Annotated in this window: 12 protein-coding genes; 5 read left to right on the forward strand and 7 right to left on the reverse strand. The window is 53.8% G+C overall.

Going from position 1 to position 11,768, the window contains the following annotated elements; translation table 11 throughout:
* Positions 1 to 149: 149 nt before the first annotated feature.
* The 3 genes from secM (at position 150) to mutT (ending at position 3,938) form a co-directional block, all read left to right on the forward strand.
* Positions 150 to 650, forward strand: coding sequence for a secA translation cis-regulator SecM (gene secM, locus QMZ65_RS14685; protein ID WP_176505769.1), 501 nt, complete (start codon positions 150 to 152; stop codon positions 648 to 650).
* Between the two features lie 75 nt (positions 651 to 725).
* Positions 726 to 3,431 carry a preprotein translocase subunit SecA gene (secA, locus tag QMZ65_RS14690; RefSeq protein ID WP_097118342.1) on the forward strand — a complete coding sequence of 902 codons (2,706 nt, stop codon included), beginning with the start codon at positions 726 to 728 and terminating at the stop codon, positions 3,429 to 3,431.
* 111 nt (positions 3,432 to 3,542) lie between these two features.
* Complete coding sequence (gene mutT, locus QMZ65_RS14695) at positions 3,543 to 3,938, forward strand: 8-oxo-dGTP diphosphatase MutT (protein ID WP_283216231.1); 396 nt, start codon at positions 3,543 to 3,545, stop codon at positions 3,936 to 3,938.
* Between the two features lie 29 nt (positions 3,939 to 3,967).
* On the opposite strand, the gene yacG is transcribed toward mutT, so the two are convergent.
* The 3 genes from yacG to coaE are packed head-to-tail and all read right to left on the reverse strand — an operon-like array spanning position 3,968 to position 5,529.
* Positions 3,968 to 4,165: a DNA gyrase inhibitor YacG gene (yacG, locus tag QMZ65_RS14700; protein WP_097118344.1), complete on the reverse strand. Its 198-nt coding sequence runs from the start codon at positions 4,163 to 4,165 to the stop codon at positions 3,968 to 3,970.
* 7 nt (positions 4,166 to 4,172) lie between these two features.
* A complete protein-coding gene (gene zapD, locus QMZ65_RS14705; RefSeq protein ID WP_097118345.1) occupies positions 4,173 to 4,916 on the reverse strand; it encodes a cell division protein ZapD in 744 nt (247 codons plus the stop codon).
* Positions 4,917 to 4,920: 4 nt separating this feature from the next.
* The gene (gene coaE / locus QMZ65_RS14710) at positions 4,921 to 5,529 is read right to left on the reverse strand and encodes a dephospho-CoA kinase (protein WP_058960895.1); all 609 of its coding nucleotides are present in this window, start codon (positions 5,527 to 5,529) and stop codon (positions 4,921 to 4,923) included.
* A 219-nt stretch (positions 5,530 to 5,748) separates the two neighbouring features.
* Between coaE and QMZ65_RS14715 the strand changes: the two genes are divergently transcribed.
* Positions 5,749 to 6,789: a GMP reductase gene (locus QMZ65_RS14715; RefSeq protein ID WP_097118346.1), complete on the forward strand. Its 1,041-nt coding sequence runs from the start codon at positions 5,749 to 5,751 to the stop codon at positions 6,787 to 6,789.
* 138 nt (positions 6,790 to 6,927) lie between these two features.
* Here QMZ65_RS14715 and hofC read toward each other — a convergent pair whose 3' ends face one another.
* The 4 genes from hofC to nadC all read right to left on the reverse strand — a co-directional run bounded on the left by hofC (position 6,928) and on the right by nadC (position 11,026).
* Positions 6,928 to 8,127 (reverse strand): protein transport protein HofC, encoded by a 1,200-nt coding sequence (hofC, locus tag QMZ65_RS14720; protein ID WP_283216232.1) that lies wholly within the window; start codon positions 8,125 to 8,127, stop codon positions 6,928 to 6,930.
* Complete coding sequence (gene gspE, locus QMZ65_RS14725) at positions 8,120 to 9,508, reverse strand: type II secretion system protein GspE (protein ID WP_211729134.1); 1,389 nt, start codon at positions 9,506 to 9,508, stop codon at positions 8,120 to 8,122. The genes hofC and gspE overlap by 8 nt, the downstream gene beginning before the upstream one ends.
* Positions 9,508 to 9,951 (reverse strand): prepilin peptidase-dependent pilin, encoded by a 444-nt coding sequence (gene ppdD / locus QMZ65_RS14730; protein ID WP_097118349.1) that lies wholly within the window; start codon positions 9,949 to 9,951, stop codon positions 9,508 to 9,510. Before ppdD ends, gspE begins: the two co-directional genes overlap by 1 nt.
* A gap of 178 nt (positions 9,952 to 10,129) precedes the next feature.
* Positions 10,130 to 11,026: a carboxylating nicotinate-nucleotide diphosphorylase gene (gene nadC / locus QMZ65_RS14735; protein WP_283216233.1), complete on the reverse strand. Its 897-nt coding sequence runs from the start codon at positions 11,024 to 11,026 to the stop codon at positions 10,130 to 10,132.
* Between the two features lie 181 nt (positions 11,027 to 11,207).
* On the opposite strand from nadC, the gene ampD reads away from it, so the two are divergent.
* The gene (gene ampD, locus QMZ65_RS14740) at positions 11,208 to 11,759 is read left to right on the forward strand and encodes a 1,6-anhydro-N-acetylmuramyl-L-alanine amidase AmpD (protein ID WP_045816802.1); all 552 of its coding nucleotides are present in this window, start codon (positions 11,208 to 11,210) and stop codon (positions 11,757 to 11,759) included.
* Positions 11,760 to 11,768: the final 9 nt, after the last annotated feature.

Below are 11,768 nucleotides of genomic sequence, written 5' to 3' on the forward strand. Positions count from 1 at the left end.
AAGCCTGTACAAATAAACGTGAAATCCCCCGTAAGCCCTTTAATCACTGGTGTCCTGGCCCCACATAAGTGCTATTATCTGGCGCTCATATGAGCAGGTTCGCGGATAACCGCAACGGCTTCATTACTTTATTTAACTGTGGACAGGTTGTGATCGGGATTTTCTCACGCTGGCGACAATTAGGCAGACGCTACTTCTGGCCTCATCTCTTGTTAGGGATGGTGGCGGCCAGTTTGGGCTTGCCTGCCTGTGCGCAAAGTGCGGAGTCCACGGCGACAGACTCGCCCATCAGCAGCCTGTTTGTCGGCAATGTTGTTCATTTCGATCATTTAATCCGTCTGCAGGAAAGTGCGCGTCGACCTAATTTCAATGTCGATTACTGGCATCAGCATGCCATTCGCACGGTCATTCGCCACCTCTCATTTAGCATGACGCCACCAGCAGAAGCGGAAGAGAGTCATACTGCCCCGCTGGCGGCACAAAAGCTGGCGTTAATCGATTCGCTGCAGGCGCTACTCACATCGCCAGCTCAACCCGCTATTGCATTAGAGCCGCAGGAAACGCTGCGTCATCGCGAACCTCAAATTCACACTTCTGCTGACTGGCAGGCTGCTATTCATGGCATCCGCGCCGGGCCTGCCATTGCTTAACAGCTAACGATTTTCCACATCCTGTTTTAGATTTTCCAGCCCGCATGAATGCGGCTGAATTGAGAAAAATTTACCATGTTAATCAAATTGTTAACCAAAGTATTCGGCAGCAGCAACGATCGTACTCTGCGCCGCATGCGCAAAATCGTCGATGTCATCAATAAGATGGAGCCGGATTTCGTCAAGCTCTCGGATGACGAACTGAAAGCCAAGACCGACCTGTTCCGTGAACGCCTGAAGAAAGGTGAAAGCCTTGAAAGCCTGATTCCTGAAGCCTTTGCCACGGTGCGTGAAGCCAGTAAACGTGTGTTTGGTATGCGCCACTTCGATGTACAGCTGATTGGCGGCATGGTGCTGAATGAGCGTTGCATCGCCGAGATGCGTACCGGTGAAGGTAAAACCCTGACGGCAACACTACCGGCTTACCTGAACGCATTGAGCGGTAAAGGCGTGCACGTGGTCACGGTGAACGATTACCTGGCTCAGCGTGATGCCGAAAACAACCGTGCACTGTTCGAGTTCCTGGGTCTGTCTATCGGTATCAACCTGCCAAACATGCCCGCGGTGGCGAAACGCGCTGCCTATGCTGCGGATATCACCTACGGTACTAACAACGAATACGGCTTCGACTACCTGCGCGACAACATGGCATTCAGCCCGGAAGAGCGTGTACAGCGTAAACTGCACTACGCGTTGGTGGATGAGGTGGATTCCATCCTGATCGATGAAGCGCGTACGCCGTTAATCATCTCCGGTCCTGCTGAAGACAGCTCCGAGCTGTACACCAAAGTGAATAAAATCATTCCTCACCTGGTACGCCAGGAGAAGGAAGACTCAGAAACCTTCCAGGGTGAAGGCGACTTCTGGGTCGATGAGAAAGCACGTCAGGCTCACATGAGCGAGCGTGGTCTGGTAAAAGTTGAAGAGCTGCTGGTGAGCCAGGGCATTATGGAAGAAGGTGAGTCACTTTACTCGCCAACCAACATCATGCTGATGCACCACGTGACGGCTGCACTGCGTGCGCATGCGCTGTTTACCCGCGATGTCGATTACATCGTAAAAGATGGCGAAGTGATCATCGTTGATGAGCACACTGGCCGTACCATGCAGGGACGTCGCTGGTCTGATGGTTTGCACCAGGCTGTTGAAGCCAAAGAAGGCGTGGAAATCCAGAACGAGAACCAAACGCTGGCTTCCATCACCTTCCAGAACTACTTCCGTATTTACGAAAAACTGGCCGGTATGACCGGTACTGCTGATACCGAAGCATTTGAATTCAGCTCGATCTATAAACTCGATACCATCGTGGTGCCAACTAACCGTCCGATGGTGCGTAAAGATATGGCTGACCTGGTCTATATGACCGAGAAAGAGAAGATCGACGCGATCATCGAAGACATTCGTACTTGCACTGCGAAAGGCCAGCCGGTGCTGGTCGGAACCATTTCGATTGAGAAATCAGAGGTGGTCTCTAACGAACTGACGCGCGCGGGTATCAAACACAGCGTACTGAACGCCAAATTCCACGCCAGCGAAGCGGATATCGTGGCACAGGCAGGTCAACCAGCTGCAGTCACCATCGCAACCAACATGGCAGGTCGTGGTACCGATATCGTGTTGGGCGGCAGCTGGCAGGCCGAAGTGGCAGCGCTGGATGAACCTTCAGAAGCGCAGATTCAGGCCATCAAAGAAGCCTGGAAACTGCGCCATGATGCAGTTCTGGCATCGGGCGGTCTGCACATTATCGGTACTGAGCGTCACGAATCACGTCGTATCGATAACCAGCTGCGCGGTCGTGCCGGTCGTCAGGGTGATGCGGGTTCATCACGCTTCTACCTGTCAATGGAAGATGCGTTGATGCGTATCTTTGCTTCGGATCGTGTGTCTAACATGATGCGTAAACTGGGCATGAAGCCAGGCGAAGCGATTGAGCATCCGTGGGTCACCAAAGCCATCGCCAATGCACAGCGTAAAGTGGAAAGCCGTAACTTCGACATCCGTAAGCAGCTGCTGGAATACGATGATGTGGCCAACGATCAGCGTCGCGCTATCTACAGTCAGCGTAATGAACTGCTGGACGTGTCTGATGTGTCTGAAACCATCAACAGCATCCGTGAAGATGTGTTCAAGGCCACTATCGACACCTACATTCCACCGCAGTCGCTGGAAGAAATGTGGGATATTCCGGGCCTTGAAGAGCGTCTGCGCAACGATTTCGATCTGGATCTGCCGATTGCAGAATGGCTGGATAAAGAGCCGGATCTGCATGAAGAAACGCTGCGTGAACGTATCATGAGCCGTGCGCATGAAAACTACGCGTCGAAAGAAGAAGTGGTTGGCGCTGAAATGATGCGTAACTTCGAAAAAGGCGTGATGCTGCAAACGCTGGATTCACTGTGGAAAGAGCATCTGGCGGCGATGGATTATCTGCGTCAGGGCATCCATCTGCGTGGCTATGCGCAGAAAGATCCGAAGCAGGAATACAAGCGCGAGTCCTTCTCGATGTTCGCCGCCATGCTGGAGTCACTGAAGTATGAAGTGATCAGCACCCTGAGCAAAGTGCAGGTGCGCATGCCGGAAGAAGTCGAGGCGATGGAACAGCAACGCCGTGAAGAGGCTGAGCGTCTGGCACAGCAACAACAGCTGAGCCATGTTGATGACGAAACCGCAGCAGCTGCGGCCCTGGCTGCACAGGGTGGGGAGCGCAAAGTAGGACGCAACGATTTGTGCCCATGCGGTTCCGGTAAGAAATACAAACAGTGTCATGGCCGCCTGGCCTGATAAACGAGGAGCCTTCGGGCTCCTTTTTCTTTTGGCCGTCGCCACAGAGTTAACATTGCCTGGCGACTGCATTACTATCAGCGCTCATTAATTAAAAGCGGAATTCAGCTTATGAAACACCTGCAAGTCGCAGTGGGCATCATTCGCAATGCCAGCCGTCAGATCTTCCTTGCCCAGCGTGCGGCGAGCTCCTACATGGCGAATAAATGGGAGTTTCCTGGCGGAAAAATTGAACAGGATGAAACCGCTGAACAAGCGTTAAAACGCGAATTGATGGAAGAGACCGGCATTGAGGTGACAGCCGCGAAGGCGATTGGTTTGGCCGATCATAGCTATGACGATCTGCGCGTCACATTGCACTTCTTCCTGGTGGAAAGTTGGAACGGTGAGCCGTACGGCCGTGAAGGGCAGCCACAGCGTTGGGTGGAACAGCGTGATTTAGTCGCGGAAGAGTTTCCTCCTGCCAACCACGAACTTATCGCTCGCCTGGTCGCTGACGAAATTTAAGCAAAGGGGCGTAAGCCCCTTATCTCTTATTAATGCTGTTCTTCGCTCCAGTCATCGCTGTCGGTCAGATCGCTATCGCTGGGAATGCGCTTCTCTTCGGCGGCCCATTCGCCCAAATCAATCAGCTGGCAGCGCTTGCTGCAAAACGGGCGCCAAGGACTCAGCTCATCCCACATCACATCTTTACCGCAGTTGGGACAAGGTACGGTAATCAACTCTTCCTGCATAACAACCTCAACAACACGCTAATTCAAAATTCAATCGGGCTGGCACTTCACCACGCTCGCTGTCCAGTGGCAGGAATCGAATGGCATAACGGCTTTTATGGCCTGAAACCTGCGGGTACAGCGCATCTTCGAGGGTTAGCTGGAGGCGCAACAAATCCGAACCTTCGGCATTATCCTGATAAAAACCGTTCAGGCTGGTTTGATGGCGAAATACGCCTGACTGACGCACCAGATCAAGGATCATGGTCAGACTATTGCGCAGAGGAACCAGTGACGCCAGCCAGCCGTTAACCTGCAAATCACGCTGTGACTGCTGCTGGTGCAGCCAGATATGCAGGCTCGGCAAATCAAAACTGCAGCAGCCACCAGGAATGCTCAATCGCTGGCGTACCAATCCAATCAACCGATCTTCGCGCAATTGCTGGCCCATACGCGGTGCCGCATTCAGCTCGCTGGATTGCTGTTTCAATCGGTCACGCAGGCTACTGACGGTGTGCTCGTCCACACCTGGCACATCAAGCCAGGCGCGAAGTTTCTGCTGCTGGCGCTCCAGCTCTTTCAATAACTCGGTACGCATATCACCGCGCTCAAAGATATCTAACAGATCACCAATGATGCGAAATACCCCTAATGCAGAGACGGAATTCACCACGGGCACCGTTTCATGCAGTTGGTTAAGTAATGACTCCACGCGCAGCCAGGTGCGCATCTTCTCATTCAGCGGGTGTTCAAACAGAACGACTGTACTCATGATGTTAATCCTGTCCGGTTGCTGCCAGGCGTAAATAACGCTGGTGAAGTTCAGCAACGCGCGGCAACGCCTGCTCGGGCGTACCACTGTTATCGATGATGTCATCCGCACAGGCCAGACGCTGCTCGCGGCTGGCCTGTGCGGCAAGAATATTTTTTGCCTGGCTAAGTGTGATGCCATCACGCTGCTGAGTGCGCCGCAACTGCGTAGCTTCATCCACATCAACCACCAGAACCCGGTCAGCCTGATGCTGTAACCCGTTTTCAACCAATAGCGGCACCACCCATAACACATAGGGTGACGTTGCCAATAATTTTAGCTGCTGTGTACGGGCATTAATAAGAGGATGAAGCAGCTGATTTAGCCAGTTTTTTTCTTTCGGCTGCTGAAAAATAATCTCGCGCAGCCGTGCCCGATACAACGCTCCTTCGGCGGTCAATATTGACTCACCATGGCGTTTAACGATCGCCTGCAGGGCGGGTGAACCAGGTTCAACCACTTCTCGCGCAATCACATCAGCATCAATAATATCAACGCCTAGCGCGGTGAAAGCGTTGGCAATGGTGCTTTTACCACTGCCAATTCCTCCGGTGAGCGCAACGGTAAAAGGCATAGCGTTCTCTCAAAATTGTCTTCATTGGGCGACCATCAGCCGCAATAAGATGAGAGCATGATCACAATCAATTTTCTCAGCTAAATTTAAGGGATTGTAGCTTAAATAAAGTGAAATTCGCAGTCTTGTCGCGGAACGAATGGCGCGTATGATAACGACACTGGAGCCGTGAGCGCTACCCGAACTGCGGTTCGTCGTCACTAACCAGGACACTCAGCTATGCGTATTGAAGAAGATTTAAAACTGGGCTTTAAAGATGTTTTGATCCGCCCCAAACGCTCCACCCTGAAAAGCCGTTCTGAGGTTGAACTCGAACGCACCTACACTTTCAAGCATTCAGGTCTGAACTGGACCGGCGTTCCGGTGATTGCCGCCAATATGGACACCGTGGGCACATTCACCATGGCCGAAGCACTGGCGGGCTTCAATGTCCTGACGGCAGTGCATAAACATTACAGCGTGGAAGCCTGGCAGGCATTTATCCAGCGCGTGCCGGCTGCAGTGCTTGGGCATGTGATGGTTTCATCCGGTACCTCCGAAGCCGATTTCGTTAAGCTCGCCGCTGTTCTCGCTTTATCGCCTCAGCTTAATTTCATCTGCATTGATGTTGCCAACGGTTACTCCGAGCACTTTGTTGAGTTCCTGCAGCGAGTGCGTGAAAGTTTCCCTGGCAAAACCATTTGCGCGGGAAATGTGGTCACCGGTGAAATGGTCGAGGAGTTGATCCTCTCTGGCGCGGATATCGTCAAAGTCGGCATTGGCCCCGGTTCGGTCTGCACCACGCGTGTAAAAACCGGCGTCGGTTACCCGCAACTGTCTGCGGTGATTGAGTGTGCCGATGCGGCGCACGGCCTTGGCGGCCAGATTGTCAGCGATGGCGGTTGTTCAGTGCCGGGGGATATCGCGAAAGCTTTCGGTGGTGGGGCAGATTTTGTCATGCTCGGCGGCATGCTGGCGGCGCACGATGAGTGCGAGGGGAACGTTGTCGAAGAGCAGGGCGAGCAGTTTATGTTGTTCTATGGTATGAGCTCAGAATCCGCGATGAAACGCCATGTCGGTGGGGTCGCCCAGTATCGTGCTGCGGAAGGGAAAACCGTTCGCCTGCCGCTGCGCGGCCCGGTGGAGGACACCGTGAAGGATATCCTCGGCGGCCTGCGTTCGGCCTGCACTTACGTGGGTGCAGCACGCCTTAAAGAACTGACAAAACGCACCACGTTTATTCGTGTGGCGGAACAGGAAAATCGGGTATTCACGCGCTGATGGCTGATGGCTGATGGCTGATGGCTGATGGCTGATGGCTGAAGGTCGATTATCGGTGGTTGAAGGTTGAAGGTTGAAGGTTGAAGGTTGAAGGTTGAAGGTTGAAGGTTGAAGACAGATGCGCACCGTGCGCATCTGTCAACGAATCGCATCCCCTAAGCCAAATACCGGCAGATACATGGCAATCACTAACGTGCCGACAATTCCACCGATCACGATCATCATCAAGGGTTCGAGCGAAGCCGCCAGTGCATCAGCCCGCATCAGCGTTTGTGCTTCATGCCACTCCGCTAATCGTGCCAGCATGACATCCAGCGCCCCCGCTTCCTCACCGACACGGATCAGTTGTGCACAGAGCGCGGTGAAAAGCAGATGATGCTGCATCGCCTGATGCAGTGGTAAGCCGCCAGCGATATGCCGCTGTAACGCGATAATCGCCTCACGCCACAGTGGCGATCCCAGCGTGACCTCAACGGCTTGCAGACTTTGTAATAACGTGAGTCCAGCCTGCTGCGTTAATTGCAGGATGGCGTAAATCTGGCTGAGCTGACCACCGCGCCAGAGTGTTGAAAGCAACGGCAGACGCAATAGCCAGCGATGAACACGAATTTGCCAGAGCACAGAACCACGGTAAACCCACCTTGCGCCGAACAATAAGCACATTATCGTTATCGCCAGGGGGAGCGCTGCCTGTTGTAAAAACGCTGACAGACTCATCACGGCGGCGGTGAAGGCGGGAAGGGGGGCATCAAAACTGGCATACACGGAGACAAATTCGGGCAGCACAAACAGCAACATGCCCGCACTCACCGCCAGCGCCACCAGCAAGATAAACAATGGATAGCGCAGAGCTTTAACCACTTTCTGTCTCAAGTGCTGTTGCTTGCTTTGCTGTAACGCCAGCTGGCGACAGCATTCATCAAGCTGACCGGTGAGTTCACCCACTTCCATTAATGCCGGAAACAGCGCGGGGAAGATCTGCGGCCAGGCGCGGAGTGCAGATGAAAATGCCTCTCCGGCCATTACCCGACGTTGCAATTCATTAAGCAGTTCGCGCCAGCCAGCATGCGGGTGCCCCTCAGCCAGCAACGTCAGACTCTCCGCCAGCGGCAATCCTGCCTTGAGCAAGGTCGCCAACTGGCGAAAAAGGTCAATTTTGTGCTGCCACTTCCAGTCACGCGTGCGCCAGCATTGCCCACGCTGCCAGCTAACCGGCAGCATACCGCGATCTGAGAGTTGCTGCAGGAGCTCTTCCTGACTGGCAACTAATGAGGTTCCTTGCCGTAACGCGCCCAGCGTGTCCAGCGCCTGCCAGCGATAATGGTAGAGATTAGCCATCCTCCAATCCCACAACCCGCTGAACTTCTTCAAAGGAGGTGTCACCGCGACTCACAGCCTCCAACCCTGCGGCGAGCAGGGTTTTCATCCCGCCTTCATTGGCCAGTGAGATGATGTGCTCCAGCGGCATATCGGCTGAAATCGCGTTCTGTAACTTGCTACTCATCGGCAGCACCTCAAATAACGCCAGGCGTCCGTAATAGCCCGAGAAGCAGTGGTCACAGCCTGGCGCGCGCCATGTTTGTAAGGTGCCAGGCCAAATGCTGTGTGGCAGATGTGCTAGGGCTTGTGCTGGCTGGCGGCAGTGCTCGCAGAGCCGTCGTACCAGACGCTGCGCGATGACTAGCTGTAATGCCGGGCCGAGCAGGTAACCGGGGATATCCATCTGTCGCAGACGCGTGAGCGTTTCCGCCGTCGAATTGGTGTGCAATGTTGATAGCACCAGATGTCCGGTCTGCGCCGCTTTAACGGCAATGCTGGCCGTTTCGGCATCGCGGATTTCGCCCACCATAATCACATCCGGATCCTGTCGCAGCAGAGCCCGCAGTACACGGTTAAAATCGAGCCCGCTCCGCGGTTGGATTTGCGTCTGGTTAATGCCCTCTAATGGAATTTCAACGGGATCCTCTACACTGCAGACATTTTTATCCGGCACATTCAGAGCGCTTAATCCGCTGTAGAGGGTAAAGGTTTTACCGCTGCCGGTAGGCCCGGTGACCAGTATCAGTCCCTGAGGTTTAGCCAGCGCGTGCTTCAGTAACCGGAGTTGGGTAACCGGCATGCCGAGTTTATCCAATGCGATCGCGCTGTTTTCACTTTGCAGCAGTCTCACCACGGCTTTCTCACCGTGACTAATGGGTAAAGTAGAAAGGCGAAATGCGGCCTGTTGATCGTCAAGGTTCAGTGTGAATTGCCCATCTTGTGGCAAGCGACGCTCGGCGATATCCAGCCCGCCGAGGATTTTCAGTCTGGCAAGCACCGCAGCCGTAGGTGCATCTGGCAAATGTGACAGTTTGTGCAAGACGCCATCAATACGTAATCGGACGCGTAACCCCTGCTGCTGAGGTTCAAAATGCACGTCAGAAGCACGGCGTTGGATCGCCTGGCGCAAAATCTGTTCAACGGCATTAATCGCTGTTTCGGTAGCGGCCGGTTCGTGCAACGTCGCCGAGTCATCAGGGGTGTGCAGGAGTTGCTCCAGTCGTGCCGCTGGCCAGCACTCGACTTCCACTTTGCACTGACTGGCGAATTGCAGGGCTTCCAGCAGCAGCGGATCGGGCGTCTCGGCTACTGCGACGCGCAGTGATGTGGCGTCATGCTGAAGCATCACCGCCTGGTAACGTGCGCATAAGGTCTGGATCGGGGTATTGGGCTGTGCCATCAGTGAGTGTCCTTATCGGTGAAGCGGAACTGTTCAAGACAGCTGTCGCGCAGACTGGCATTGGTGCTGGTGCAACTGCGTTGCCAGTCCAGCGTGCCTTCCGTGGTGTTCCAGATAGGTGTCATTTCTACACTCAACCCGGTAAGACTCTCCTGACCCGTTAAGGTGATGGCGCCATTCACGACGGTTAGCGAGGCCACATAGCGTGAACCTTTGGCAGCAGGAATGCCGCCTGCACCCGCCTGGCACTGAGTGGGGCCGCCACGTTCAATCGCGCAGAGTTCCACGGCGGTTTTATAAGGCACCATGGTTTGCAGCATGTCAGTCAGCGCGGCGCGTTGTAGATAATTTTGGTAGCTGGGCAGGCCAATAGCACTAAGAATGGCCACAATGCCAATCACTATCATCAATTCGATGAGGGTAAAACCTTGTTGTCTATCCATTATTCAGCTCCTTGTTGTGGAGCGGCTAAGGTAGAAAACGGCGTCTGAAAGCGATAGTGAGACGGTTTAACGCTGGAAGGCAGGATGTAATGAATCGCCGCGTTTGCAGAAGAAGTATCAATAAACAGGAAGGCGACTCACAAACCGCCGCGCAATTGCGGCGGTAAGAGGAGAGAAATTAGTGTTCGCGAAAGCGCATGGAGAGATCCATGGCGCGCAAGTGCTTGGTCAATGCCCCCACGGACACGAAGTCGACGCCGGTTTTGGCAATTTGCGGCAGCGTGGCTTCCGTGACGTTACCGGAGACTTCCAGCAGGGCACGTTTGTCGGTGAGAAGGACGGCTTCATGCATCATCTCGAAGCTAAAGTTATCTAGCATGATAATGTCGGCACCGGCATCAATCGCATCCTGCAGTTCCTGCAGGCTCTCTACCTCTACTTCAACCGGTACATCGGGAGCCAGCCACAGCGCTTTCTCAACGGCATTGCGTACCGAACCGCTGGCAATAATATGGTTTTCTTTAATCAGGAAGGCATCGGAAAGACCCAGCCGATGGTTACTGCCGCCGCCACACAATACGGCATATTTCAGCGCTGTACGCAGACCTGGCAAGGTTTTGCGTGTATCCAGCAATTGCGTTTCGCTGCCAACGAGCAACTCGACATAATGACTGACTTCTGTGGCCACCCCGGAAAGCGTTTGGACGAAATTTAATGCAGTTCGTTCAGCGGTTAACAGCAGCCGGGCCGGACCTTTTAACTCGAATAGCAGCTGGTCAGCTGCGACGTTTTGGCCATCTTCGACATGCCAGACAATCGTGACTTTATTGCCAAGCTGGATAAACACTTCCTGCACCCAGCGTTTACCACAAAAAACACCGGCTTCACGCGTGATGATCTGTGCTTCGGCCTGTTTATCTTCCGGTAAGAGCAGGGCGGTGATGTCACGGTCAGCATCCACCTCACCACCCAAATCCTCCCGAAGTGCGCGCGCAACGGCTTCGGGGATGTCCTGCTCAATACGCTTAATCAGTTCCTGACGACGATGATCGGGATCGTAACGACGCGATGCCATGCTTATGCCACTCCATTAATCGGATTTAACTGCGCTCACCTTAGCCTGATTTATAGCCTATTGCCAGTCGTGATAGCTGAAATGTTTAGTATACTTAACACCGTTCGCCATTCGCATTAAGTCACAAGCCGAAAAGGGGAAACATGTTATTCTCAGCCTGATTTTGCCTGGGATTTAGAACATGAAACTGGAAGATGGCTGGATTACCAGCGCGCGCAAAGTGCCCTCGCCGCACTTTAACCAACGACCGGAAAATGAAATTCCCTCGTTGCTGATTATTCATAATATCAGTTTGCCGCCGGGTGAATTTGGTGGCCCGTGGATTGATCAACTGTTTACCGGGACCTTGCCGCCGGATGCTCACCCCTATTTTGCCGATATCGCGCAGCTGCGCGTGGCGGCGCACTGCCTGATTCGTCGTGATGGTGAGTTGGTGCAGTATGTTTCGTTTGATCAGCGTGCATGGCATGCCGGTGTGTCGCAATTTGCCGGGCGAGAAAACTGTAATGATTTCTCGATGGGCATTGAGCTGGAAGGCACGGATACGTTGCCGTATACCGACGCGCAGTATAAGACCTTAAAAAAGGTCACGGCCTTGTTGCTTAAGCACTATCCGCTGACGCTGGAACGCATCACCGGACACAGCGATATCGCGCCACAGCGCAAAACCGATCCAGGCCCCGCATTTGACTGGATACGCTATAAAGAGTCTATCAGGCAGGAGAATCCCTGAAACAGCAGG

Source organism: Pantoea sp. EABMAA-21 (genome assembly GCF_030053335.1).
Classification (GTDB): domain Bacteria; phylum Pseudomonadota; class Gammaproteobacteria; order Enterobacterales; family Enterobacteriaceae; genus Pantoea; species Pantoea communis.